We start from the raw sequence: 25,315 nt of genomic DNA, 5'->3' as shown, positions 1-25,315 counted from the left end.
GGCTCACCGGCTGCGGTGCAGCGCGACCAGCAACTGCCAGACCTGGTCGGCGACTTCGCCGGGCGTGGCCTGCAGCAGCCCGTGCAGCCAGTCCGCGAGGACCCCGGCGAAGGTGGCCGCCACCGCCGAGGCGACCAGCGGGGCGTCCGCCGCGCCCGCCAGCTCCCGCTCGGCCAGGCTGCGGGCGCGCAGGTCCCGGTGCAGCACCCGACCGAGCGGGCCGCCGCCGCCCGGCGCGAGCAGCGAGCGGTACAGGGCCGCGTGCGGGGCGAGGCCCGCGAAGAACGCGTGCAGCGCGGGCGGCGCGTGCACCGGGTCGGGCCGGCCCCGCCAGGCGTGCAGAGCGTCCACCGCCTGCCGTACGACGTCCGCGCAGGCGTCGACCGCCAGCGCCTCCAGCCCCTCGTAGTGCACGTAGAAGGTGGCCCGCGCGACCCCCGCCCGGCGCACCAGCGCAGCCACGCCCACCTCCTCCAGCGGGCGCTCGGCGCACTCCGCGAGCAGGGCCGCGCGCAGCCGGGCGCGGGTGCGCGCGGCCCGTGGGTCCATCCGGGGCGCCCCCATCACCGTGCGGCGAGGACGGCGGCCAGGGCGAGCGCACCCGGCAGTGCCTGGGCGAACAGGATGCGCCGGTTGGCCGTGACCGCGCCGAACACGCCCGCCACCACCACGCACGACAGGAAGAACACCTGCGCGGCGAACCCCGTCGGGTCCGCCGCGACGAGCCCCCACACCAGGCCCGCCGCCAGAAAGCCGTTGTACAGGCCCTGATTGGCGGCCATCGGCGCGGTCTCCCGGGCCATCTGCGGGCCGAACCCGTGCAGCCCCCGTCCCGGCTTCTTCTGCCACAGGAACATCTCCAGCACCAGGATGTACGCGTGCAGCGCGGCCACCAGCCCGACCAGCACCTCCGCCACGAGCTCCATGATCGTGACCCCTCCCCTTCTTCGACAGGTGTCCATGATAGCTGGACACCTGTCCATGAGGTCACTCCGGTGCCCCCAGCCCCCGGCGCAGCTCCCGCGCCCGTAACGCCAGTTGCATCTCGAAGCGGGCCGCCGGGTCGTGCAGCAACTCGCCGAACAGCTCGTCGAGTTGCCGCATCCGGTAGCGCACGGTCTGCGGATGCACCGCGAGCCGGGTAGCGACCTCGGCCACTCCCCGGCCGGACCGCAGCCAGCTCAGCAGGGTCTCCGCCAGCCGCTCCCGCTGCGGCGGGCGCACCTGGTCCAGCGGGCGCAGCCACCGCTCAGCCATCGCGTCCAGCAGCGCGTCGTCGCGCAGGAGCAGCAGCGTCGACAGGTGGTCCTGGCAGCGCACCACCCCGCCGGACGGGTCCGTGCCGGGCAGCACGCCGCGCCGTACGAGTTCCAGCGCCTCCGTGGCCCAGCGCAGGGAGCGCGCGCCCTGGGCCGGCGCCACCGCGGGCCCCATCGCCGCGCGCAGCCCCTGCAGCGCCCCGGCCACCGCCCTGGCCCGGCCCGGACCCTCCGGGTCGGGCACCACCAGCAGCGCCGGCTGCATCTCGAACCGGGTGAGGAACTCGGGCGGCACGATCGGCGCCGCACCGGGCCCCAGGTCCACGGCCACCACCGCCACCGCGCGCGGCACCGTCCAGCGCGCGGCGTGCGCGAGGTCGGCGACCACCCCCGCCGGGGCCGGCGGATCGGCGGTCAGCAGGTCCACCAACCGGGCCCTGCGCTGCTGGAGTTCACCGGCCGCGTGCAGCCGCGCCTCGGTGTACCCGGCGGTCGTCGCGGCCGCCATCCCGTCCAGGTGCAGGAACAGCGCCTCACCGAAGGCGCCCAGCACATGGCGGGGCAGCAGTCCCTCGTCCACCAGCGCGTTGACCCGGCGCCAGGTCACCCGCGCGCCGAGCCGCAGCGCCGACTGGAACGAGTCGAGGCTGCGGCCCTCCTCGGCCTCCCCGCGCCCGATGCGCTCGTACGTCTCCTTCACCGGCTCCCAGTCGGTGTCCGGCTGGGTCATCCGCTCCAGCAACCCGCGCAGCGCGTGGTCCACACCCCGGTGCACGCCCTGCATGTACGTGTCGTCCATCGGGCGCGCGTACTCCGGGATCCCGGTCCCGATCGCGCGGACGACCTCCTCGGTGATCTCGGGGACATACGGTCTGAGGCGGTCGGGGAGTTCGGCGGGCAACGCCTTGAACGGGCCGCCCTTGTCGACACCCACCGCTGCGGCTCTCTTCGGCACGCCGGTGACGATACCCGCGGGTAACCCGCGGCGGCTCATCACCCGCGGACAGTTGTGGGGCCGGGAATTGCGCACCGGTGACAAGCACGGCGCCCCTGCGAGGACACACCTCGATCACCTCCGTGCGGGGAGCGAAGACCTGCCGTCACACTGGACGCCGTTCGCGTGTCATGCCCGTGGAACCGATCCCGAGGAGGCCGTACACCCATGAGCCCGCAGTCCGCCCGCAGCGCCGAGCAGCGCAAGAAGGACACCCTCCACCGGCTGGAGCACGACGTGGACGTCTGGGTCGCCACCGCGGGCGAGGACGGCGGCGCCCCCCATCTCGTCCCGCTGTCCTACGTCTGGGACGGCACCGCCCTGCTGATCGCCACCCCCGCCGCGAGCCGCACCGGCCGCAATCTGCTGGCCACCGGCACCGCGCGCCTGGGCCTCGGGCCGACCCGGGACGTCGTCATGATCGAGGGCACCGCCCGCGCCGTGACGGCCGCGGACCTCCCCGAGGAGGACGCCGAGGTCTTCGCCGCAAAGACCGGCTTCGATCCGCGCCAACTGGCCACCCCTTACGTCTACTTCACCATCACCCCGCGGCGCGTCCAGGCCTGGCGCGAGGCGAACGAGCTGGACGGACGGGAGTTGATGCGCGACGGAGCGTGGCTGGTCGCCGACTGATTCCCCGGTACGGGGATATCCGCACAGGCAAGGACATCCCCCGGGAGGAAACATGCCACTGGTCACAGCGGGCGTCGTGGTGCTCGACTGCGCGGAGCCCGAGAAACTCGCCGAGTTCTACCTCCAGTTGCTCGAGGGCGAGCAGATCGACGCCTCCGCCAACCTGGTGGAGATCCGCGGCGCCGACGGAGTCCGGCTCGCCTTCCGCCGGGACGTCAACGCCACGCCGCCCAGCTGGCCCCGGCCCGAGAACTCCCTCCAGGCCCATCTGGATTTCCTGGTCGAGGACTTGGACGAGGCCGAGCGCCGTATCGTCGGCCTCGGCGGCAGGCCGATCGAGACCCGGGACCCGGCGGGGCCGTACGAGGAACGCGGGTACGCCGACCCCGCCGGTCACTCCTTCACCCTGCGCCTCGTCCCTCCGACGGCACCGAAGCAGGGCTGAACGGGCCTCGTCAGTCCCGGCCGCCCTTGTCGGCGACCGGCCACTGGCCCGTGGACCGTGCGATCGCCTTCGCGCCCGTACGGTCCACGGCGCTGCGCACGACCGCGAAGATGGCACCCTGGACCGCTGCCGCGAGCAGGATCTCGCCCCAGCCGCGGTCCGGGTCCAGCGCGTCCGGCGCGTCGTCCTCGTGCCGGATGGTCTTCCACGCCTTGCGGAAGGCCATGCCCGCCAGCGCGCCGCTCGCCCAGCTGAGCACGAAGCCGACCGGCTGGTAGGCGAGCGGGAGCTTCTTCTTCTTCTTCGTCTTGTTCTTCGCCATGGGTGACTTGTTCCTCGTCAAGCGGCCCTCATGCGGGGCGGCCCGCGGCTGCCACCCGTTCGCCCGGCGGCACCGGACCGGGCGCGGTGCCGTCCCCGAACGGGCGGCCGCCGAGCTCCTCCCGTCCGTGCGGCGCGAGCCAGCCGCCCGCATCCGGCCCGAGCGGCACGATGCCGGTCGGGTTGATGCCGGTGTGGACCTGGTAGTAGTGCCGCTTGATGTGGTCGAAGTCGACCGTGTCGCCGAACCCGGGAGTCTGGAACAGGTCCCGGGCGTACGCCCACAGCACCGGGTTCTCCGCCAGCTTCCACCGGTTGCACTTGAAGTGGCCGTGGTAGACCGCGTCGAACCGGACCAGCGTGGTGAACAGCCGGATGTCCGCCTCGGTAATCGTGTCGCCGACCAGGTAGCGCTGCCCCGCGAGCCGCTCGGCCAGCAGCTCCAGCCGCCGGAACACCGCCGTGCACGCCTGCTCGTACTCCTCCTGCCGCGTGGCGAACCCGGCCCGGTACACGCCGTTGTTCACGTCCTCGTAGACCCCCGCCATCACCTCGTCGATCTCCTCACGCCGACCGGCCGGATAGAGATCGGGCGCACCCGGGCGGTGCAGGGCCGTCCACTCGGTGGCCAGGTCCAGGGTGAGCTGCTGGTAGTCGTTGGTGACCAGGCGGCCGCTCGGCACGTCCACCACCGCGGGCACGCTCACCCCGCCGGGGTAATCCGTCTCCCGCCGGTCGTAGGCCTCGGCGAGATACCGGATGCCGAGCACCGGGTCCCGGCCGCCGGGGTCCAGGGTGAACCGCCAGCTCCGGTCGTCCTGGATCGGATCGGCCACCGCCATCGGCAGCGCCTCCTCCAGGCCCAGCAGCCGGCGCGAGACCACGGCACGGCTCGCCCACGGACAGGCCCGGGAGACCACCAGTCGGTACCGTCCGGCCTCCACCGGCCAGCCGTCCCGGCCGTCGGCGGTGATCCGGTCCCGGAAGTGGCTGCGGGACCGGGAGAACGTCTTGTGGCCGTACGCGCGGTTGCCGTCGCCGCCCATGTCTCTCCTCCTTGCGCACCGGATCCTGCACGGGGACGCGTTCCCCGTTTCACGCTGCCGGCACCGTGTGATCGGCCCCGGCCGGGGCAGTCGGCGAGGGTGAGCCCGACACGACGACAGACAGCCGAGGACAGCACCAGCAGGACAGCACAGACGCACGCGGGGCCGCCGGACACCGGGCCCGCCGGCCCGGGCGGCCGTGAGCGGGCAGGGGCAGGGGCAGGGCCGGAGGCGGGGGCGAAGGGGGGCGCCGGGGCCGACCGGCACACCCGGGTCACCGTGCTCGTGGCGCTGGCCGCGAACCTGGTGATCGCCGTAGCCAAGGCCGTCGGAGGGGTGTTCGCGGGGTCGCCCGCGCTGCTGTCGGAGGCCGCGCACTCGGTCGCCGACAGCCTCAACGAGGTCTTCCTGCTGGCCGCGCTGCGCCGCAGCAGCCGCCCCGCCGACCGGCGCCACCCCTTCGGCTACGGCAAGGAGCGGTTCTTCTGGTCCCTGCTCGCGGCCGTCGGCATCTTCGTGATGGGCGGCTGCTTCTCCTTCTTCCAGGGCTTCGAGGCGCTGAGCAGCGGCACCGAGGAGACGTTCAGCGGCTATGTGGCGGGCCTGATCGTGCTGGGCGTGGCCCTGCTCGCCGAGGCGGGCTCGCTGCTGCGGGCGCTGCACCAGGTGCGCCGGCAGGGCGGCGGGCTGAGCGCCCTGCGCGACCCGGCGCTGCGCACCGTGGTCGCCGAGGACGGCACCGCGGTGCTCGGGGTGACCCTGGCCCTCATCGGCATGGCCCTGCACATGGTGACCGGACAGGTCGTCTGGGAGGCGTCGGCCTCGCTGGCGATCGGCGTGCTGCTGGTCTACGTCGCCTACCGGCTCGGCCGCGACGCCCGCGACCAGCTCATCGGCGAGGCCGCCGACGCCGAGCTCAGCGGCCGGATCCGGGCCCTGCTGCGCGCCCAGCCGGAGATCGACAGCGTGGTCGCGCTGCTCACGATGAAGATGGGTCTGAACTCCACGCTGGTGGCCGCCCGCATCGACCTGATGCCGGGCCTGGACAGCGAGCGGGTGGAGGAGGTCGCCGTCCGCATCAAACGGTCCATCGCCCGCATGTTCCCCGACACCGACCAGATCTTCCTCGATGTGACCGACCGGCCCGCGGGCGAGGCACACGAAAGCCCCGCCGCGACGGGGGAACGCGGCGGGGCCTGACGCACCAGTGCCCGCCCGCCGCCCGGTTCATGCGCGGGCGGCGCAGATTTTTCCAGAAAGGATCCGACGCCCGGCCGGATCAGCTCTCTTCGGGCTCCAGGACGAACACCGGGATCTGCCGCGAGGTCTTCTCCTGGTACTCGGCGTACGGCGGATACGCGGCCACGGCCCGCTCCCACCACTCGGCCTTCTCCGCACCCGTGACCTCGCGGGCCCTCATCTCCCGCTTGTCCGGCCCGTCCTGCAGCTCGACCCGGGGATGCGCCTTGACGTTGAAGTACCAGACCGGGTGCTTCGGCGCCCCGCCCTGCGAGGCGACCACGGCGTACCGGCCCGCGTGCTCCACCCGCATCAGCGGCGTCTTGCGGATCTTCCCGCTGCGGGCACCCAGGGTGGTCAGCACGACGACCGGCAGCCCGGTGTCCCGCAGCGTGGTGCCCTCGGTCCCGCCGGAACTCTCGTACAGCTCGACCTGCTCGCGCACCCACTGCGTCGGGCTCGGCTCGTACTCGCCCTCAAGTGGCATGGGACGTTCGTCTCCTTCGTCGGTCCGATCAGGCTGACGTTGCGGCCGGTACAACACCGGTGGCCGCCCGGATCATCCGTACCCCGCGTGCCTTCCCCCGGGCGGGCGGCGCGCCGCCTCACCCGGGTGACACCGTCATCCGCACCGCGAGCACCATGATCACGCCGCTGGACAGCAGCGTGGTCAGCAGCCGCCCCCGGTGGCCGGTGAGGGCGCGGCCGAGCAGTGCGCCGCTGCCCGCGAGCAGCAGCTGCCAGCTCGCGGAGGCCGCGAACGCCGCCGCGACGAACGCCGTCTGCTCCAGCGGTCGTACGGCCTGCGCCGTGCTGGAGCCGAGCACCAGGGCCGCGAAGTAGATCACCGTGACGGGGTTGAGCAGCGTGATCCCGAGGAGGCCGAGATAGGCGCGTGCGGCGCCGGAAACCGGCCGCTCGGCGCGGGTGGTGAGCCGGTGGGTGCGGTACTGGCGCAGGGCGAGGACCGCGCCCCGCACCGCGAGCACGGCGAGGATCAGGGCGGAGGCCCAGCGCAGCGGGGTCAGCACCGGCCGCAGCGCCGCCGCGAGGGCGGAGCCGCCCACGGTGGCGAGCAGCGCGTAGAGGCCGTCGGCGGTGGCGATGCCGAGCGCTGCCCCGGCGCCGGTGCGCAGAGAGGTGCGGGCGGTGAGGGAGACCAGGTAGGTCCCGACCGCGCCGACCGGTACGGCGATGCCGTAGCCGGCCAGCAGGCCGGCGACGAGCGCGGCCGTCACGGGCGCGCGGAATCGCGCCTTCGGGGACGGCCGGGCTGCTGCTGACCCCGCACCGGACGGACGGCGGTGGCGGCGGTGGTCGGCAGCAGGAGAGCATGAGTGAGTGACATGGGCCGATCCTGGAGCTGCGGCCCTCGTCCGGGCAACCGGATTTCGGCGCGATCCCGCCCCTGGTGCCCCCGGTCGTCGGCCAGATCACGCCGATCGCCGATCTGGCCGAACTTGACGTCGCCGCATAGGTGCCTCGGGCATCTAATGAAGATCGGTACGACGCACCTCTTCGTCTGCGAGGTCTTTCCATGACGGAACTGACGGAACCGACGGCCCCGACGGAACCGACGGCCACCACCGGCCCGGTGACCCCGGCCGACCCCGTCGCCTTCCCGCAGGACCGCACCTGCCCCTACCACCCGCCCACCGGATACGACCCGCTGCGCGACGGGCGGGGCCTGTCCCGCGTCACCCTCTACGACGGCCGCGAGGTGTGGGCGGTCACCGGCCACGCCACCGCCCGCGCGCTGCTCGCCGACCCCCGCCTGTCCACCGACCGCCGCCGCCCCGGCTTCCCCGCTCCCACCGCCCGCTTCGCGGCCGTCCGCGACCGGCGGGTGGCGCTGCTCGGCGAGGACGACCCGGTGCACCAGACCCAGCGGCGGATGATGATCCCGTCCTTCACCCTGAAACGCGCGACCCGGATGAGGCCCACGATCCAGCGGATCGTCGACGGGCTGCTGGACGCGATGACCGAGCAGGGCCCGCCGGCCGAGCTGGTGTCCGCCTTCGCCCTGCCCGTGCCGTCCATGGTGATCTGCGGCCTGCTCGGAGTGCCGTACGCCGACCACGAGTTCTTCGAGGAGCAGTCCCGCCGGCTGCTGCGCGGCCCCACGGCAGCCGACACCGAACAGGCGCGCGAGCGGCTGGAGACCTACCTCGGTGGGCTGATCGACGACAAGGCCCGGCGGACGGAGCCGGGCGACGGCGTCCTGGACGACCTCGTGCACCACCAGCTGCGCGAGGGCGCCCTGGACCGGACGGAACTGGTCTCGCTGGCCGTCATCCTGCTCGTCGCCGGGCACGAGACGACCGCCAACATGATCTCCCTCGGCACCTTCACACTGCTCCGGCATCCGGACCGGCTGGCCGAGCTGCGCGCCGACCCGGCACTGCTGCCCGCCGCCGTGGAGGAGCTGATGCGGATGCTGTCGATCGCCGACGGTCTGCTGCGCGTCGCCCTGGAGGACATCGAGACCGGCGGGGGCACGATCCGGGCCGGCGAGGGCGTCGTCTTCGCGACCTCGGTCATCAACCGGGACACCTCCCTCTACGCCGACCCCGACACCCTGGACCTGCACCGCCCCACCCGCCACCACGTCGCCTTCGGCTTCGGCATCCACCAGTGCCTGGGGCAGAACCTGGCCCGGGCGGAACTGGAGATCGCGCTCGGCACCCTCCTGCGCCGGCTGCCCGGTCTGCGGCTCGCCGCGCCGCCGCAGGAGATCCCCTTCAAACCCGGCGACACGATCCAGGGGATGCTGGAACTCCCCGTGACCTGGTAAGAGGCTCAGGCCATGCACATCGACATCGACAAGGACGTCTGCATCGGCGCGGGCCAGTGCGCGCTCGCCGCGCCGGGGGTCTTCACCCAGGACGACGACGGCTACAGCACCCTGATCCCCGGCCGTGAGGACGGCGCGGGCGACCCCATGGTCCGGGAGGCGGCCCGCGCCTGCCCGGTGAGCGCCATCAGGCTGACCCCGGCCTGAGGCCGGCGCCCGGCCGCCGCAGACGCGTCAGTAGGGTGCCCGGATGACCGAACACGCCGGGAAGCCCTTCCTCTACGTCGTCGTCTGCGGGGCCGGGATCGCCGCCGGGGTCGGCGAGCTGATCACCGCGGCCCAGGAACGGAACTGGGAGGTCGGCGTGATCGCCACGCCGGTCGCCATGAACGGCTTCTTCGACGCCGCCGCCGTCGGGACACGGACGGGCCGTCCGATACGGTCCGCCTGGCGGTCCCCGGCCGACCCGCGCCCGTTCCCGCCGCCGGACGCCGTCGTCGTCGCCCCCGCCACCTTCAACACCGTCAACAAGTGGGCGGCCGGCATCGCCGACACCCTCGCTCTCGGCACGCTGTGCGAGGCCACCGGGCTGGGCGTCCCCGTCGGCGTGCTGCCCTGCGTGGGTGACGCGCTGGCCGCCCACCCCGCCTACCAGGACAGCCTGATCCGCCTGCGCGGCATGGGCGTCCGCTTCGGCGCCCGGTACTCCGGGACGCTCCTGGAGGACGGCACACGGCCCGAGTTCCCCTGGGCGAGCGCCCTCGACCTGCTGGAACGTCAGCCGCAGCCCGGCATGCCGCCGGTGTAGAGTCCCCGGGCCCGAGACGCGGGCAACACCCCTCGGTGGCACGACCCGAGATCCGACCGCTCGCGCGCGGTCGTCGCCGGGACGGCCGCGGAACAGGACGTACGCTCCTGAGTGACCATCGTCGTCGAAGGCGGGAGCAGCAACGATGCAGTACGTGAAGCTCGGTTCGACGGGCCTGGACGTGTCGCGGATCTGTCTGGGCTGCATGACCTACGGCCTGCCCGACCGCGGCGTCCACGAGTGGACCCTCGACGAGGCGGCCTCCCGCCCGCTGATCCGGCAGGCGCTCGAAGCCGGCATCAACTTCTTCGACACCGCCAACGTCTACTCCGACGGCACCAGCGAGGAGATCGTCGGCCGGGCCCTGCGCGACTTCGCCAACCGTGACGAGATCGTGCTGGCCACCAAGGTGCACGGCCGGATGCGCCCCGGCCCCAACGGCGGCGGCCTGTCCCGCAAGGCCATCCTGTCCGAGATCGACCACAGCCTGCGCCGCCTCGGCACCGACTACGTGGACCTCTACCAGATCCACCGCTACGACCACGACACGCCGGTCGAGGAGACGATGGAGGCGCTGCACGACCTGGTCAAGGCGGGCAAGGTGCGCTACATCGGGGCGAGTTCGATGTACGCCTGGGAGTTCTCCAAGGCCCAGTACACCGCCGAGCGGCACGGCTGGACCAGGTTCGTCTCCATGCAGAACCACTACAACCTGCTCTACCGCGAGGAGGAGCGCGAGATGCTGCCGCTCTGCGCCGACCAGGGCGTGAGCACGCTGCCGTGGAGCCCGCTCGCCCGCGGCCGGCTCACCCGGGACTGGGGCACCGTGACCGAGCGCAGCGCGAACGACACCTTCGGCAGCCGGCTGTACCTGGAGGGCGACCGCGCGATCGTGGAGACCGTCACCCGGATCGCCGGCGCCCGGGGCATCCCGCGCGCCCAGGTGGCGCTGGCCTGGCTGCTGCACCGGGACACGGTGGCCGCGCCGATCGTCGGGGCCGCCAAGCCACAGCACATCGAGGACGCGGTGGCCGCCGTCGAACTCCGGCTGAGCGCCAAGGAGATCGAGGAGCTGGAGCAGCCCTACACCCCGCACGCGATCAGCGGGCACTGACGTCCACCGCGCGAGCGATCTCAGTGCAATCCGTGCGGGGCGAACTCCGTGCCGGGTCTTCCGCGCGCGGTACGGAGTGCCGCCGGACGCCTATCGCCTGCATTGACAGAATGTCAAAACGCAGCGCCCGGGAGGCGATGTTTAAAACTGAGAAGATCTCTTGTTCCCCGGCGGGGGCTGTGCAAAAGTGTGCGCTGTCGGCGTGCAGATCATTACATTTCCCGCTGCATGCGCCACAGGCCGCTCCCGTTCGCCCCCCACGCTTCAAAAGAGCTGCCCCAGGCGGACGTTCGAGGTGCCGCATCCCGTGCCATACCCCTTGGTATGGACTAATTCAGTGTTGCGTGTGGAGGAATGCAGCCGTGAATGAGGCAGGTCCGTCGGATTCCGTCCCCACCCCGCGCCGGTTCGATGTCTCGGACGAGCAACTGAGCGCCGAACTGAAGAAGTGGACGGGAACCGCGCCCGCCCTCCATCCGGTCGGTGAACTCCTCGACCGGCACTGGGAAGCGGCCTTCGCCTACGCCCGGCTGTGCACCGACGGTCCCCGTGCCGCCGGCATGCTCACCACCGCCGCCTTCACCCGGCTGTTCGGCGAGTCCCTCCGCCAGGCCGGACCGTCCGCCGCCTGGCGGCCCCATCTCCTGGTCACCGTCCGGCGGATCGCCGCGGAGTGGGACGGTGACGGCCGCCAGGAACTCCTCCACCCCAGCCTGCGCTCCCACTCCGGCAGCGGGCAGCGCGCCTCCGCCCGGCTGCTTCCGCCGTCCGGCCGGCGGCTGCTCTCGCGCGCGTTCCAGCGGCTGCCGCAGTCCTCCCGGGCCGTGCTGTGGCACGCCGAGGTCGAGGCCGAGCCCCTCGCCGTGCCCGCCGCGCTGCTGGGCCTGGACGAGGAGGACACCCGGATCGAACTCCGCCGCGCCGTCGAACGGCTGCGCGAGGAGTGCCTTCAGGCCCACCGTGAACTGGCCCCCGAAGCCGAGTGCCGGCGCTACCAGCGCATGCTGGACGTGACCTTCCGGCGCGGTGGCATCGATGTCGACCCGGACCTGCAGCAGCACCTGTCGGGCTGCCGCCACTGCAGCCAGACCGCCGACCAGTTGGCCCAGTTCAACGCGGGGCTCGGCCTCGCCATCGCCGAGGCGGTGCTCGGCTGGGGCGCCCGCGCCTACGTGGAGTCCCGCGCGACCCGCCCCGAGGAGCCCGCAGGGCCGCCCCCGGCGCCCCCGGCGCCCATGGCACCGCCGGGCGGTGAGCCGTTCACGTCCACGGGCCCGACGCAACCGCCCGCGGGTGACATGCCGTCGACCGGCGGGGCGCCGGGGCCGAGAAGGCGCACGCGGGGTGCGGACGCGGGTCCAGGTGCCGTGCCGGGCGTGCCCGGCGCGGAGGCGGGCCCCGGTGCGGCCGGTTCGAGAAGGCGCACGCGGGGCGGGGACGCGGGCACGGGTGCCGTGCCGCCGATGCCGGGCGCGGAGGCGGGTACGGGGGCCGGGCCGTCCATGCCCGGCGCCTGGGACGCCGAGGCGGCTCTCGGGTCGGCTCGGTCGAGGCGAGGCGCGCGCCGTGCGGAGGCGGGTGCGGGTGCCGGGACGTCGGCGCCGGGCGCGTGGGACGCGGACCCGGGCACGGGTTCCGCGCGGTCGGCGACAGGCGAACGGGAGGCGGGCGCCGGGCAGGGCCCCGCGCGGTGGAAGCGAGCCGCGCGAGGTGCGGACGCGGGCACGGGCGCCGGACGTTCGAGGCGCAACCCCCGGGGCGCCGACGGGCGGCCGGGAGGCGCGGGCGCCGACTCCACCGCGCCCGGGACCTCCCGTCGTTCCGCTCAGCGGGCCGCCCGGCGGGCGCGGCGGCGCAACCTCGCCCTGGCCGTCGCCACCGTCAGCGGACTGGTCGTACTGCCGCTGGTCCTGTGGTCGGTGCTCGGCTCCGGCGACGACCCGGCACCGGCCGGCGGCGCCGCGCCCTCGCGGACGCCGGGCAAGGACTCCCCGACACGGGGACCGTCCTGGGCCGGTGCCGGCCGCACCGCCGACGGGGTGCTGCGCGGCCGGCTGCACAACCTCGCCTCCGGCCTCTGCGTGGGCGTGGTCGGCAAGAAGGCCGTCAAGGGCGCCGAGACCGAACTCGCCACCTGCTCCGCCGTACCGAGCCAGCAGTGGACGTACGAGACCGACGGACTGCTGCGCAACGCCTCCGCGCCGGACCTGTGCCTGGACTCGCGCCTCGGCTACTCGGTCCGGCTCGCGCCCTGCGGCGCCACCGGGAAGGCCGCCCGCAGCATCCGGTACGACTTCACCCTGCAGGGCGCCCTCATTCCGCGCTCGGACCAGGACCTGGCGCTGACCCCCGCCGCCACCGACGGCTCGGGCGCCCTCGTGCTGAAGAACCGCACCACCACGAACGCGCAGCGCTGGACCGTCGACACCGCCAAGCCCGACCTGGAGATGCAGATCGTCAACTGGGACAGCGACAGCACCCCGTCGCCCACGCCGTTCCCCTCGGTGAAGGCCGCGCCCAAGGCGTCGCGGACCCCGTCCCCGACCCCCACCCCGTCGGCGACCGAGGCCGGCCCCACGCCGTCGGGCCACCCCAGCACCGACTTCTGCACGACCCACCCGGACTACTGCAACTGGGGCGGCGGATACGGCGGTGGGGGCTACGGCGGCGGCTACGGCGGCGGCTACGGCGGCGGCTACGGAGGCCGGCACCGCTGACGTCAGGCGTGGTGCGGCGGCGCGGGAGGCATCGTCGCCAGGCCGGGGGCCGCCTCCGGCCACACCAGCAGGACCGGGCAGGGCGCGTGGTCGACGGCGAACCGCGCCGCCGGACCGAGGCTCTTCGGCCCGAGCCGCGACCGGTCGCCGTCCCGGGCCAGCACCAGCAGATCGGCCCCCTCCGCGGCGGCCACCACCTCCCGCTCCACCCGGCCCGAGCGCTCCTCGCGGGCGCAGGGCCGGCCCAGCCGCTCGGCCGCCGCGGCGAGGAGCCCGGCCGCCGAACTCCCGCCGAGCGCCTCGAGCCGGGCCCCCGGATCCCGCTCCGGGTGTCCCCGGCCCAGCAGCCCAGCGAACGCGCCGTGCGCAACCCCGGGCACCTCGGGGCCGCTCACATGCAGCAGCACCACCTCGGCATCCGCGGGCGCATGCACGCGCACGGCGTCCACACAGGCGGGCCAGGTGCCCTCCACGAGCCAGGCGATCACGCGCATCCCGTCGGCCTCCCCGGACCTCACGACACCCCGTCAGAGCATCTGCAGCGATCCCCACAGTGCCACCACCGCGACCGCGAGGGAGGACGGCACGGCGATCAGACCGAGCCGGGTGAACTCCCCGAGGTCCACGCCGTGCTCGTGCTGGTGCACGATCCGCCGCCACAGCAGGGTGGCCAGCGACCCGGCGTAGGTCAGGTTCGGGCCGATGTTCACGCCGAGCAGCACGGCGAGTACGGCACCCGGACCGGCGGGCGCGGCGAGCGGCAGCAGCACCAGCACCGCGGGCAGGTTGTTGATGAGGTTCGCCAGCACGGCGGCCAGCGCGGCGATGCCGAGCAGCGCCGGCAGTCCGGTGCCGCCCGGCAGCACCTGCCCGAGGACGTCCGCGAGCCCGTTGTCCACGACCGCCCGGACCACGATGCCCAGCGCCAGCACGAACGCCAGGAACGCCGGTGCCGACGCCCGTACGACGGCCGTCGGGGTCGCCTTGCGCCGCACCAGCGCCCGCCCGGCCAGCACCAGCGCGCCCGCCGTGGCGACCCAGGCGGGCTCCACCCCGAACGCCGACGCCACCACGAACCCCGCCAGCGTGCACCCCACCGTCACGAGCGCGAACAGCGGCAGCTCCGGCGCCGGTCCGGTGTCCTGGCCCACCGGGGCCGCCGCCGTGAGGTCGCGGGCGAAGAACCGACGGAACACCAGGTATTCGGCGCCGATCGCGACCAGCCACGGCAGCGCCATCAGCGCCGCGAACCGGGTGAAGCTCAGCCCGCTCGCCGCGAACGCCAGCAGGTTCGTCAGATTGGACACCGGCAGCAGCAGCGAGGCCGTGTTGGACAGATGCGTGCAGGCGTAGACGTGCGGTTTGGGCCGTACGCCGGTACGCGCGGCCGTGGCGAAGACCACGGGGGTCAGCAGCACGATGGTGGCGTCCAGGCTGAGGACGGCCGTGATCGCCGACGCCAGCGCGAACACCGCCGTCAGCAGCCGTACCGGCCGGCCCTCCGCCCAGCGTGCCATCCATGCCCCGCACGCCTGGAACAGGCCCTCCACGTCGCAGAAATGGGCGAGCACGAGCACCGCCGCCAGGAACCACACCACCGGGCCCAGCCGTGCCGCCTCGGCCCGGGCGTGGTCCAGGGAGATCGCCCCGGTGGCGATGGCGACACCGGCGGCCGGTACGGCCATGACGGCCTCCGGCCATCCGAAGGGCCGTACGACGGCCCAGGCGAGCACGGCGACGAGCAGGACGGCGGACAGGGCCTCGGCGAGCGGGGTGTTCAGTGCGGGTTCCTTAAGAATCGTGCAGGTGTGGCCCGCCCATGAAAGCAGACGGTCCTGAGCGCCCTACGAGGAGTGGGTGCCCGCCGCGCCCAGGAACTCCTCCCAGCCGCCCGCCGGTGCCTGACCCGGCGTGAGCGTGCGCAGTGTGCGCAGCACCGCCGGGTCCTGCGCCTCGAGCCAGGCGACGAGCTGCTTGAAGGACACGAACCGCACGTCGTCGTGGCCGGCCATCGTCCCGATCGCCTCCTCGACGGCGTCCATGTAGATGCCGCCGTTCCAGCGCTCGAAGTGGTTGCCGATGAAGAAGGGGGCGCGGTTCGTCTCGTACGCGCGCCGGAAGCCGGCCAGATAGGTGTCCCGGGCCTGCGTGCGCCAGGCGTCGAAGCGGGTGTGGTCGCCCAGGGGGTTCCCGCCGGACTGGTTGAACATCATGTTGTAGTCCATCGACAGCACCTGGAAGGAGTGGCCGGCGAACGGTATGGACTGCAGCGGGAAGTCCCAGAGCTTGCCGCCCTGCACCTTGCCCGGCCAGATCTGCAGGCCGCCGGGGGAGCTGGCGTCGTACGTCCAGCCGAGCGCGGCGGCCGTCGGCAGCAGGTTGGCCTGGCCCTCCAGACAGGGGGTGCGGCCGCCGGTCAGCTCCTTGCGGTAGTCGAAGGGGAGCGGTTCGAGGTCGGTGAAGCCGGTGTTGGTCTTCCACTTCGTCACGAAGTCCACCGCCTGCTCGATCTCGCTGCGCCACTCGGCCGGGGACCAGTTGCGCACGCCGGTCGCGCCGCAGAAGTGCCCGTTGAAGTGGGTGCCGATCTCGTGGCCCTCCAGCCAGGCCGCGCGGACCTGCTGGAGGGTGGCGTGGATGTGCCGGTCGGCGAGGTAGCCGATCGCGGACGCGCCGACCGGGTGCTGCGGCGGCCGGTAGAGGTTCTTCTTGGCCTCCGGCAGCGTGTAGATGCCGCTGAGGAAGAACGTCATCTTCGCGCCGTGGTCGGCGGCCACCTTGCGGAACCGGGAGAACAGCCTGTTGCTGAGCTCTCCCGCGCCGTCCCAGGAGAACACCACGAACTGCGGCGGCTTCTGGCCGGGCTTCAGCCGCGCCGGCTTCGGCTGGTGCGGCTGCGCGCCGGTGTCGGCGGTGGAGCCGTCGCCGATGAGCTTCAGCGGCCGGGCCTGCGCGGTGCCCCGGCCGTCGCCGACCTTGCCGTCGACGGACAGTCCGGTCCCGGAGGAGCACGCGGACAGGGCGCCCAGCGCGCCCGCCGCCGCCCCCGCCGTCAGCACACGCCTGCGTGAGATGCCGCTCATCTTCTCCCCGATTCCCTGGTCACGGCCCCTTCGCGGGGCCTGCTCGCTGTGCGGTCGACGGGTTCGATGAGGGCGGCATCGGGAAAGATCGCGGCGGCCGGGACGTGTTGCCGTCCTGTGACACTTGTGGCGGGCTCATGACGAACCCCGCTGCCCGGGGGCGGACAGCGGGGTCACGGGACGGGGTCGGTCAGGGGCCGGTGCCGGGGCGCAGCACCGTCAGGAAGACGGAGGAGGAGTTCCCGGAGACGGGCACCGCACCGGCCGTCCAGGCCACCTTCAGGTGGTCCCGCTCGTTCGGCGGGGTGACCAGCAGGGCGGCCGGGGTGGCCGTCTTCGCCTCGCTGATCTGCGGGTTGGAGAAGGTCAGTCCCGCCCAGGCGCTCTGCCCCGGCTTCAGCGTGACCGTCACCGGCGAGCCCGACTCGCGCTCGGGGTCCGGGCCGAGCTGGCTGCCGGAGGCGCTCACGAAGGCCGCGCCCGGATAGCCGCGCACGGTGCAGGTCCGGGCGGACGTGTTGGTGAGCACGACGGGGAAGTTCTCCTGGCCCGCGCCCGGATCGTTGCGCCCCACGGACGCGCGCAGCTCCGAGGTGTGGCAGCGGGTGCCGCTGCTGGTCTTCCCGCCGGTGCCGGTGCCCGCGTCGGAGGAGGCGCTCGGCGTCGCCGCGGCGGGCGGCTTGCCCGCCGGCGCCGGGGTGGTCGTGCCGGGGGTGGGGGAGGAGCCCTTCGCGGTCTCGGTCGCCGGAGCGGCCGTACCGGGGGCCGTCTTCGCCGGCTCGACCCGGACGTCGTGCTGGTCGCCGCAGCCGGCCAGGAGGCCCAGTACGGCGACCGCGCCGGCGAGCAGGGCCCCGCGCTGCGCGGACCGGGATGAGTACGCCATGTCGCTCAACACTCCTGGAAGGTCGGGGCACGCAGCGCTGCGCGTGCCGTCGGCGCCGGTTGCGCCGTCACCACACTCCGATGCCCCCGGCGCCGGAAAAGTTCGGGTCGCGCGGGGTTCTTTTCCCCGATTTGCCTTTCGGGCAACGTCGGAACCCGCCGCCGGGCACGTCGGTCACGTGACCCGCAGTGAGCGCAGTATGCCCTCGGTGGCCCCGGCGTCACCACGCTGGCGCACCTGTACGTACACCTGCGGCTCGGCCGCGCCGTCCGCCGGACCGAGCGCGGACTCGGTGACCGTGCCGCCGTCCGGACAGGAGTTCCAGGTCCGGATCCGGCCGCGCCAGTCGCCGCTCGAGAAGGCCCGGCTGCCGGCGTAGTGGCAGCCGGTGTGGGTGAGGGCGGTCACCCGGGCCGTGACGTCGCCGTGCTCGCCGACCCCGACGAACACGCCGTCGACGGCTGCCTTCAGATCGGACCAGTTCGCCAGGTCGTCGGCGACCACCAGACCCGGCTCGTGCCCGGCGGGCAGCCCGAGGGCGTGCGGATCCCAGCCGGAGTCGCGCACCTCCCGCGCCCAGCCGGCCGGCACCTGGACCGCCACCCGGCCGGTGGAGTCCTTCACCACGGCCGGGCCCGCCGTGCTCGGCCGGTTCAGGACCAGCGTCACGGTGACCGCGGCGGCGGCCGCCGTGACCAGCGCCGCCACGGCCAGCGTCACCCCGTTGAGCCGGCCCCGCACACCGTCGAGCCGCCGCTCCGGCCGCGCGCCGGAGGCCGCCACGAGCCGGTCCAGCTCCTCCGCGAACGCCAGCGCGCCGGGCCAGCGCCGCTCCCGGTCCGGCTCCAGGGCGCGCAGCAGCGCCCGCTCGACCGGCTCCCCGAGGTCGGGCCGGAGCCGCCCGGGCGGAAGGACCTTCCCCGGCGGCCCGGGCACGGTCCCGGTCACCAGCTCGTAGCCGACCGCGCCCAGGCTGTAGACGTCGGCGCGCGCGTCGATGCCCTCGCCGGGCTCGGCCTGCTCCGGCGGCTGGTAGCCCGCCGAGCCCGCGGCCAGGGTGAGCACCGAGGCCTGCGCCAGGCTCTTGGCCAGGCCCAGATCGGCCAGCAGTACCCGGCGTTCGCCGTCCGGCGCGGTGTGCAGCAGCACGTTGGTCGGTTTGATGTCCCGGTGCACGATGCCCGCCTCGTGCAGCGCGGCGGCGCTCCGCGCGGCCAGCGCCGTCAGCACCAGCGCCTGGGGCACCGGCAGCGGGCCGGCCGCCAGCAGATCGGCCAGGGTGCCGCCGTCGGCGTACTCCATCACGAAGTACGGCCTGCCGTCGGGCAGTTCCCCGATGTCGTAGACCTGCACCACGCGGCTGGAGCCGGCCCGGCGCAGCAGCCGGGCCTCGGACAGGAACCGGTCCCGGATGTCGAGCCGGTGCGCCCAGTTCTCGGCGAGGACCTTCACCGCCACCGGGGCGTCGAGCTCGTCGTCGTGGGCGAGCCACACCGTGGCGAAGGCGCCGGTGCCCAGGCGACGTTCGAGGCGGTAGCGGCCGATCCGCTCCAGGGAGTGCATACGACTATCATGCCTGCCCTGAGATCGACTCCGAGGGGGACCCTGACGTGCAGGACGAGGTGACGGCCGAAGAGCTCGCGCGGCGTGCCGCGACGGGCGACAGGGCCGCCCTGGACCGGCTGCTGAGCGTGATTCGGCCCGAGGTCGTGCGCCGCTGCGGGCGCTTCCTGCCGTGCCGGGAGGACGCCGAGGAGGCCGCCCAGGACGTGCTGCTCCAGGTGGCCCGGCACATCTCCGCCTTCGAGGGCCGCAGCCGCTTCAGCACCTGGCTCTACACGGTCGTCGCCAACTGCTGCCGGCAGAAGTACCGCGAGCTCAAGCGCCGCGCCGCCGAGCAGCCCGTGGCCGTCCAGCCCGCCGAGCAGATCGACCCGCGCACCACCAGCGTCATCGCCGGCTCCCGCATCGACCTCCTGGAGGCCCTCGACCGGCTGGAGCGCGAGCACCCGCACCTGGTCGCGCCGCTGGTCTACCGGGACATCTGCCAGCTCGAGTACGCCGAGGTCGCCGAGCGCGTCGGCATCCCCCTCGGCACCCTCAAGTCCCGCCTGCACGAGGCCCGCAAGCAGGTGCGCCCCTGGCTGCGCGGATACTGACCCGGCCCCTGCGGGATCCGGACGAGCGGCCCTACAGCCCACCGTCCGCGACCGTCAGCTCCGCCCAGATCGTCTTGCCCTCCGCGGTGTGCCGGCTGCCCCACCGCTGGGTGAGCTGGGCGACCAGCAGCAGTCCGCGGCCGCCCTCGTCGAAGGTCTTGGCCCGCCTGAGGTGCGGGGCGGTGTGGCTGGTGTCCGACACCTCCACGATCAGCACGGCCGCCCCGTGGATCAGCCGCAGCCGGATCGGGTGGGCGCCGTACCGGATGGCGTTGGTGACCAGCTCGCTGACCACCAGCTCCGCCGTGAACGAGGCCCCGGTCAGCGACCAGCGCTCCAGCTGCTCCACCACCTGCTTGCGGACCGGCGCGACCAGCGCCGGGTCGGCCGGGATGTCCCAGGTCGCGACCTGGGAGGCGGGCAGGCCCCGGGTCCGGGCCAGCAGCAGCGCCACGTCGTCGGCGGCCCCGCCGTGCGGCAGCAGCGCGTGCAGCACGCGGTCGCAGGCCTCCTCCAGTGGCCCCGCGTCCCCGCCGAGCGCCCGGTGCAGCAGCTCCCGGCCGGCGTCCCCGCCGCGTTCCCGGGAGGCCACCAGACCGTCCGTGTACAGGGCGAGGACCGTGCCCTCGGTCAGCTCCACCTCGGCCGACTCGAAGGGCAGCCCGCCCAGGCCCAGCGGGGGACCGGCCGGCAGCTCGAGCTGGTGCGGCGTGCCGCCCGGCGGCAGCACCACGGGCGGCGGGTGCCCGGCCCGGGCCAGCGTGCACCGCCGGGACACCGGGTCGTAGACGGCGTACAGGCAGGTGGCGCCCACCTCGCCGGGGCTGCCGCCGTCGCCGCCGGATTCCTCCGACAGCCGGACCACCAGGTCGTCGAGGTGGGTGAGCAGCTCGTCCGGGGCCAGGTCGATGTCGGCCAGGGTGCGTACGGCGGTGCGCAGCCGGCCCATGGTGGCCGAGGCCTGGATGCCGTGCCCGACGACGTCACCGACGACCATGGCGACCCGCATCCCGGACAGCGGGATCACGTCGAACCAGTCGCCGCCCACCCCCGTCCGGGCCGCCGGGAGATAGCGCGAGGAGACCTCCACGGCGGCCGTGCGCGGCAGGTTGCGGGGCAGCAGGCTGCGCTGCAGCGCGAGTGCGGTCTCGCGTTCGCGGGAGTAGCGGCGGGCGTTGTCGATGCAGACGGCGGCCCGGGTGGTGATCTCCTCGGCGAGCAGCATGTCGTCCGTGGTGAACGGGTCGGGGCGGCGGTGCCGGGCGAGGACCGCGACGCCCAGGGTCAGCCCGCGGGCCAGGATCGGCACCGACATCGAGGCGTGGATGCCGAACTCCCGCACCCGCTCGCCGCGCGCGGCGTTCCAGTTCAGCCACTGGTCGCTGTCGCCCGCGGCCGTCGTGGCCCGGATGGTGCGGCCCGCGGTCAGCGCGTCGGCCTGCGGGGAGAACCCCGGGTACACCTCGACCTGCCCCGGCTCGGCCACCGCCTCCGGGACGCCGGGCAGGATCGACCGGTGGGCGACCCGGCGCAGATTGACCGGCGCCGTGATGCGCGCCGGGGGCTCGCCGCCGTACTCCTCCGGGTCCAGCAGGTCGATGGTGACGAAGTCGGCCAGCGCGGGCACGCACACGTCGGCCAGCTCCTGCGCGGTACGGGTGACGTCGAGGGTGGAGCCGATGCGCACGCTCGCCTCGTTCACGAGCTGCAGCCGCTCCCGGGCCCGGTGGTTGTCGGTGACGTCGTGCGCGGCCAGGCACACGCCCCGCACCCGGCCCTCGGCGTCGGTGACGGGGGCCATCCGGGCCAGCCAGGCGCGCGGCCGGCGCTCCGTGCCGCCGGTGCGCAGGGAGGTGTGGACGTCCAGCGGCCTGCCCGAGGTGAGGACCTGCAGCATGCTCTGCTCCAGGTCCTCGCTCTGCGGCTTGCCGCCGATCTCGGAGAGTCTGAGGCCCCGGACGCGCTCCTCGGGCAGGCCGATCACCTCGGCCATCGCCGCGTTCATCCGGCGCAGCCGCAGCGCGTCGTCGTACACGGCCACCGCGCAGGGCGACTGGATCAGGCCCGCCCGGCTCAGCGGATCGTCGTCGACGCCCGGATCCTGGCCGGTCAGCGGGGTGACCACCAGCCAGTGGGAGCCGTGGCCGTCGCCCGGCGCCCTGCGGTGGGCGAGCAGCCACACGGAGACCGTACGGCCGTCCCGGTGGCGCAGTCCCAGCGTGCCCTCCCAGCGGACGCCGTCGGGCACCTCCGGGAAGCCGTCTCCGGCCAGCAGCCGGGCCGCCGGGCGGCCCACCACGGCCTCGGCCGGGTGGCCGAGCAGGCGCCGCGCGCCCTCGCTCCACTCCAGCAGTGTTCCGTCGTCGTCGATGACAGCCCGGGCCGTCGCCGCGTCGTCGAACGGATAGACCCGGCTCATCGTCGCCGCTCCCAAGCGCACACTCACAGTGAACAGGTGGCACCACTCGCGTCCAGCGTAGTGCGTCGCGCACCTCCGTGGACCCCGGCCCCCGGCGGTGGCCGGGCGGCCCCTCGAACGCGGTCAAGGGGGAAATCCGGCCGATGTGGCGACGCGGGCAGGCGGACCGTACCGGACCCTTGACGATCGCGCCTGGCAGCCCGTCAGAATCTGTTTGTTCACGATCAGTTGTGAGTACTTATGGGCCCTGATGAGGGAGAGTCGCCATGACGGTCACGCGCAGATCGGTTCTGGTCGCAGCCACGGCAGCGCCCGCGGCCGGAACACTCCTGGCCGCACCGGACGCCTCGGCCGCGCCGGCCGCAGGTCCGTCCGGCGCCCCGGCCGGGCGCCACACCGTCCCGCTGCGGGACGGCTGGCGCTTCGCGCTGGTCGACCCGGGCGGCATCACCGACCCCACCGGCGCCTATGCGGACGCCGCCGAGCCGGGGTACGACGACTCGGGCTGGCGCGAGGTCGCCGTCCCGCACGACTGGAGCATCGAGCACACCCCCACGACCGAGCACGGCACCACCAGCGGCACCGGCTTCTTCCCGGGTGGCCTCGGCTGGTACCGGCTCTCCTTCACGCTGCCGCCCGCCTGCGCCGGCCGGCGCGTCTCGGTGGAGTTCGACGGCGTCTACATGGACTCCGTCGTCTACTGCAACGGCTCACAGGCGGGCCGCCACCCTTACGGCTACACCGGCTTCGCCCTCGACCTCACCGACTTCGTGCACACCGACGGCAGCACCCAGAACGTCCTCGCCGTCAAGGTCCGCAACCAGCTGCCGAGCAGCCGCTGGTACTCCGGCAGCGGCATCTACCGCGAGGCCCGCCTGGTGATCACGGAGCCGGTGCACGTGGCCCGCTGGGGGACGTACGTCACCACGCCGGAGGTCTCCGCGGACCGGGCGCTGGTGCGGGTCGCGACGACCGTGGTCAACGAGTCCGGCACCGGCACCGACGTGCGGGTGGTCTCCCGGATCACCGGCCCCGACGGCCGCACGGCCGCCCGCACGGCCACCACGGTCGCCGTCTCCGGGCAGGCCACCGAGACCCACGAACTGACCGTGGACGACCCCCGCCTGTGGGACTTCGCGACCCCGGAGCACCGCTACACCCTGCACACCGAGCTGCGCGTCGGGGGCCGCACCGTCGACACCTGCCGCACCCCGTTCGGCATCCGCACCTACCGCTTCGACCCGGACGAGGGCTTCTCCCTCAACGGCGCCCACACCAAGATCAAGGGTGTCGACCTCCACCACGACCAGGGCGCACTCGGCGCGGCCGTCAGCATCGACGCGGTGCGCCGGCAGATGACCCTCATGAAGTCGATGGGCGTCAACTCCTTCCGCACCTCGCACAACCCGCCCTCCCCGCAGATGATCCAGGTCTGCGAGGAACTGGGCATCGTGATGATGGTGGAGGCCTTCGACTGCTGGCGCACCGGCAAGACGAGGTACGACTACGGCCGCTTCTTCGACGAGTGGTGCGAGAAGGACGCCACGGAGATGGTGCTGGCCGCCCGCAACTCGCCCGCCGTCGTCCTGTGGTCCATCGGCAACGAGATCCCCGACTCCACCACGACCGCCGGTCTCGCCATGGCCGACCGGATCATCGGCGCCATCAAGGCGGCCGACGCCACCCGCCCGGTGGTCATCGGCTCCAACAAGTACCACGGGGTGCCCGCGACGGGGTCCGCCGCCGACCTGATGCTCGCCAAGCTCGACGGCCTCGGCCTGAACTACAACACCGCCAAGTCCGTCGATGCCCTGCATGCCACGTACCCGCACCTGTTCCTCTTCGAGTCGGAGTCCTCCTCCGAGACCTCGACCCGGGGCACGTACCAGGAACCCGAGCACCTCAACACCGGGGAGAACCACACACCGGGCAGGCGGGAGGTCTCCTCGTACGACAACAACCTCGCCTCCTGGACGATGAGCGGCGAGTACGGTCACAAGAAGGACCGGGACCGCAAGTGGTTCGCGGGGCAGTTCCTGTGGTCCGGCATCGACTACATCGGCGAGCCGACGCCCTACGACGTCTTCCCGGTGAAGGCGTCCTTCTTCGGCGCGGTCGACACGGCCGGCTTCCCGAAGGACATGTACCACCTGTTCAAGAGCCAGTGGACGAGCGATCCCATGGTCCATCTGCTGCCGATGAGCTGGAACCACCAGGAGGGCGACACGGTCGAGGTCTGGGCCTACGCCAACGTGCCCTCGGTCGAGCTCTTCCTCAACGGGAAGTCCCTCGGGGTCAGGGAGTTCGACGTCAAGAAGACCACCGACGGCCGCACCTACCTGGAGACCACCGAGGCCACCGGCGACGACAAGACCTTCACCGGCGGCCCCTACCCGGGCAGCTACACCAGCCCCAACGGCAGCGCGGGCAAGCTGCACCTGACCTGGAAGGTGCCGTACCGGCCGGGCGAGCTGCGCGCGGTGGCCCGGCGGGACGGCAAGGTGGTCGCCACCGACGTCCTGCGCACCGCGGGCGCCCCGCACGCCGTGCGCCTGACCGCCGACCGCAGGTCCCTCGCCGCCGACGGCCGTTCGCTGGTGTTCGTCACGGCCGACGTCGTCGACGCGCACGGCGTCGTCGTGCCCGACGCGGACCACCTCATCCGGTTCGACGTGACCGGCGGCTCGCTGGCCGGGGTCGACAACGGCCGCGAGGAGAGCGCCGAGCGCTACCAGGCGAGCACCCGCACCGCCTTCCACGGCAAGGCCCTCGCGATCGTCCGTGCCGGTACCAGGCCGGGCACGCTCGAGGTCACCGCCAGGGCGGACGGCCTGCGCCGGGGCACGGTCGGCGTGCACACCACCCCGACGCGCTCCGCCGCCACCACCGCCGCGCCGGACTTCCGGCCCGACCACCCGACACCGCCCCACTACCCGTACGCGGACGCGAGTTACTCCGGCCGCCCGGACACCCTGCCGGCCGCGATGCTGGACGGCGACCCGGCCACCGGCTGGTCCAACGCCTTCGTCAAGTCGGCCACGGCCCTGCTGCCGTCCTTCAGCGGGGCCCGCGCCGAGGACTGGGTGTCCGTCGACTTCGGGCGGGTGCGCGGCATCGACCGGGTGGCGGTCTCGTTCACCGTCGACGGCACGCACACCCTGCCCGCCGCCGTGCAGGCGGCGGTGTGGGACGGCCGCGGGTACGTACCGGTGACGGGTGCCGCGGTGGACTGGGCCACCGCCTCGGACAGCCCCACGGTGATCACCTTCGACGCGGTGCGCGGCTCGCGGCTGCGGCTGACGCTCACCAGCGCGCACCCGGGCGAGGCCAGGGGGGCGGTGCGCATCAGCCGGCTCGACGTCTGAGCGTCCGGCGCGGTCCGGACGGGGACGCCTCGC

General features: G+C 73.7%; 23 protein-coding genes. 10 read left to right on the top strand and 13 right to left on the bottom strand.

Features of this window, described 5'->3' with window-relative positions; genetic code table 11:
• Nucleotides 1-3 precede the first annotated feature (3 nt).
• The 3 genes from ACZ404_RS00380 to ACZ404_RS00370 form a co-directional block, all read right to left on the bottom strand.
• A complete protein-coding gene (locus ACZ404_RS00380; RefSeq protein ID WP_468435031.1) occupies nucleotides 4-549 on the bottom strand; it encodes a TetR/AcrR family transcriptional regulator in 546 nt (181 codons plus the stop codon).
• Nucleotides 550-563: 14 nt separating this feature from the next.
• Nucleotides 564-926: a DUF1304 domain-containing protein gene (locus ACZ404_RS00375; RefSeq protein ID WP_468435030.1), complete on the bottom strand. Its 363-nt coding sequence runs from the start codon at nucleotides 924-926 to the stop codon at nucleotides 564-566.
• Nucleotides 927-987: 61 nt separating this feature from the next.
• On the bottom strand, nucleotides 988-2,214 hold the full coding sequence (locus tag ACZ404_RS00370) for a PucR-like N-terminal domain-containing protein (RefSeq protein ID WP_468435029.1): 1,227 nt from the start codon (nucleotides 2,212-2,214) through the stop codon (nucleotides 988-990).
• Nucleotides 2,215-2,421: 207 nt separating this feature from the next.
• On the opposite strand from ACZ404_RS00370, the gene ACZ404_RS00365 reads away from it, so the two are divergent.
• Nucleotides 2,422-2,886: a pyridoxamine 5'-phosphate oxidase family protein gene (locus ACZ404_RS00365; protein ID WP_468435028.1), complete on the top strand. Its 465-nt coding sequence runs from the start codon at nucleotides 2,422-2,424 to the stop codon at nucleotides 2,884-2,886.
• Nucleotides 2,887-2,938: 52 nt separating this feature from the next.
• On the top strand, nucleotides 2,939-3,331 hold the full coding sequence (locus ACZ404_RS00360) for a VOC family protein (RefSeq protein ID WP_468435027.1): 393 nt from the start codon (nucleotides 2,939-2,941) through the stop codon (nucleotides 3,329-3,331).
• Nucleotides 3,332-3,341: 10 nt separating this feature from the next.
• Here ACZ404_RS00360 and ACZ404_RS00355 read toward each other — a convergent pair whose 3' ends face one another.
• Both ACZ404_RS00355 and ACZ404_RS00350 read right to left on the bottom strand, forming a co-directional pair.
• Nucleotides 3,342-3,653, bottom strand: coding sequence for a DUF4235 domain-containing protein (locus ACZ404_RS00355; protein ID WP_468435026.1), 312 nt, complete (start codon nucleotides 3,651-3,653; stop codon nucleotides 3,342-3,344).
• 28 nt (nucleotides 3,654-3,681) lie between these two features.
• Nucleotides 3,682-4,698, bottom strand: coding sequence for a glutathione S-transferase family protein (locus ACZ404_RS00350; protein ID WP_468435025.1), 1,017 nt, complete (start codon nucleotides 4,696-4,698; stop codon nucleotides 3,682-3,684).
• A 279-nt stretch (nucleotides 4,699-4,977) separates the two neighbouring features.
• Between ACZ404_RS00350 and ACZ404_RS00345 the strand changes: the two genes are divergently transcribed.
• Nucleotides 4,978-5,898, top strand: coding sequence for a cation diffusion facilitator family transporter (locus ACZ404_RS00345; RefSeq protein ID WP_468435024.1), 921 nt, complete (start codon nucleotides 4,978-4,980; stop codon nucleotides 5,896-5,898).
• A gap of 79 nt (nucleotides 5,899-5,977) precedes the next feature.
• Here ACZ404_RS00345 and ACZ404_RS00340 read toward each other — a convergent pair whose 3' ends face one another.
• Together ACZ404_RS00340 and ACZ404_RS00335 are read right to left on the bottom strand one after the other, a co-directional pair.
• Nucleotides 5,978-6,424, bottom strand: a complete 447-nt coding sequence (locus tag ACZ404_RS00340; protein WP_468435023.1) for a nitroreductase family deazaflavin-dependent oxidoreductase — start codon at nucleotides 6,422-6,424, stop codon at nucleotides 5,978-5,980.
• Between the two features lie 118 nt (nucleotides 6,425-6,542).
• The gene (locus ACZ404_RS00335; protein WP_468435022.1) at nucleotides 6,543-7,175 is read right to left on the bottom strand and encodes a LysE family transporter; all 633 of its coding nucleotides are present in this window, start codon (nucleotides 7,173-7,175) and stop codon (nucleotides 6,543-6,545) included.
• Between the two features lie 299 nt (nucleotides 7,176-7,474).
• Between ACZ404_RS00335 and ACZ404_RS00330 the strand changes: the two genes are divergently transcribed.
• The 5 genes from ACZ404_RS00330 (at nucleotide 7,475) to ACZ404_RS00310 (ending at nucleotide 13,370) form a co-directional block, all read left to right on the top strand.
• Nucleotides 7,475-8,731, top strand: a complete 1,257-nt coding sequence (locus tag ACZ404_RS00330) for a cytochrome P450 (protein WP_468435021.1) — start codon at nucleotides 7,475-7,477, stop codon at nucleotides 8,729-8,731.
• A 12-nt stretch (nucleotides 8,732-8,743) separates the two neighbouring features.
• Complete coding sequence (locus ACZ404_RS00325) at nucleotides 8,744-8,938, top strand: ferredoxin (RefSeq protein ID WP_468435020.1); 195 nt, start codon at nucleotides 8,744-8,746, stop codon at nucleotides 8,936-8,938.
• Nucleotides 8,939-8,981: 43 nt separating this feature from the next.
• The gene (locus ACZ404_RS00320) at nucleotides 8,982-9,539 is read left to right on the top strand and encodes a flavoprotein (protein WP_468435019.1); all 558 of its coding nucleotides are present in this window, start codon (nucleotides 8,982-8,984) and stop codon (nucleotides 9,537-9,539) included.
• 145 nt (nucleotides 9,540-9,684) lie between these two features.
• A complete protein-coding gene (locus ACZ404_RS00315; protein WP_468435018.1) occupies nucleotides 9,685-10,653 on the top strand; it encodes an aldo/keto reductase in 969 nt (322 codons plus the stop codon).
• 362 nt (nucleotides 10,654-11,015) lie between these two features.
• Nucleotides 11,016-13,370, top strand: a complete 2,355-nt coding sequence (locus ACZ404_RS00310) for a ricin-type beta-trefoil lectin domain protein (RefSeq protein ID WP_468435017.1) — start codon at nucleotides 11,016-11,018, stop codon at nucleotides 13,368-13,370.
• A 2-nt stretch (nucleotides 13,371-13,372) separates the two neighbouring features.
• On the opposite strand, the gene ACZ404_RS00305 is transcribed toward ACZ404_RS00310, so the two are convergent.
• The 5 genes from ACZ404_RS00305 to ACZ404_RS00285 form a co-directional block, all read right to left on the bottom strand.
• A complete protein-coding gene (locus tag ACZ404_RS00305) occupies nucleotides 13,373-13,864 on the bottom strand; it encodes a universal stress protein (RefSeq protein WP_468435016.1) in 492 nt (163 codons plus the stop codon).
• 33 nt (nucleotides 13,865-13,897) lie between these two features.
• Nucleotides 13,898-15,169, bottom strand: a complete 1,272-nt coding sequence (locus ACZ404_RS00300; RefSeq protein ID WP_468435805.1) for an arsenic transporter — start codon at nucleotides 15,167-15,169, stop codon at nucleotides 13,898-13,900.
• Nucleotides 15,170-15,214: 45 nt separating this feature from the next.
• Nucleotides 15,215-16,453, bottom strand: coding sequence for a polysaccharide deacetylase family protein (locus ACZ404_RS00295; RefSeq protein WP_468435015.1), 1,239 nt, complete (start codon nucleotides 16,451-16,453; stop codon nucleotides 15,215-15,217).
• A gap of 190 nt (nucleotides 16,454-16,643) precedes the next feature.
• Nucleotides 16,644-17,339, bottom strand: coding sequence for a DUF4232 domain-containing protein (locus ACZ404_RS00290; protein ID WP_468435014.1), 696 nt, complete (start codon nucleotides 17,337-17,339; stop codon nucleotides 16,644-16,646).
• Nucleotides 17,340-17,513: 174 nt separating this feature from the next.
• A complete protein-coding gene (locus ACZ404_RS00285) occupies nucleotides 17,514-18,902 on the bottom strand; it encodes a serine/threonine-protein kinase (protein WP_468435013.1) in 1,389 nt (462 codons plus the stop codon).
• A 47-nt stretch (nucleotides 18,903-18,949) separates the two neighbouring features.
• On the opposite strand from ACZ404_RS00285, the gene ACZ404_RS00280 reads away from it, so the two are divergent.
• Nucleotides 18,950-19,498: an RNA polymerase sigma factor gene (locus ACZ404_RS00280; protein ID WP_468435012.1), complete on the top strand. Its 549-nt coding sequence runs from the start codon at nucleotides 18,950-18,952 to the stop codon at nucleotides 19,496-19,498.
• A gap of 31 nt (nucleotides 19,499-19,529) precedes the next feature.
• Here ACZ404_RS00280 and ACZ404_RS00275 read toward each other — a convergent pair whose 3' ends face one another.
• Nucleotides 19,530-21,917, bottom strand: a complete 2,388-nt coding sequence (locus tag ACZ404_RS00275; RefSeq protein ID WP_468435011.1) for a SpoIIE family protein phosphatase — start codon at nucleotides 21,915-21,917, stop codon at nucleotides 19,530-19,532.
• Nucleotides 21,918-22,183: 266 nt separating this feature from the next.
• Here ACZ404_RS00275 and ACZ404_RS00270 point away from each other — a divergent pair, with 266 nt between their 5' ends.
• Entirely contained in the window at nucleotides 22,184-25,282 is a 3,099-nt protein-coding gene (locus tag ACZ404_RS00270) for a glycoside hydrolase family 2 TIM barrel-domain containing protein (RefSeq protein WP_468435010.1), read from the top strand.
• Nucleotides 25,283-25,315: the final 33 nt, after the last annotated feature.

This window comes from Streptomyces sp. NPDC030798 (genome assembly GCF_055572275.1).
This window is presented reverse-complemented; position numbering and strand designations above follow the sequence as displayed.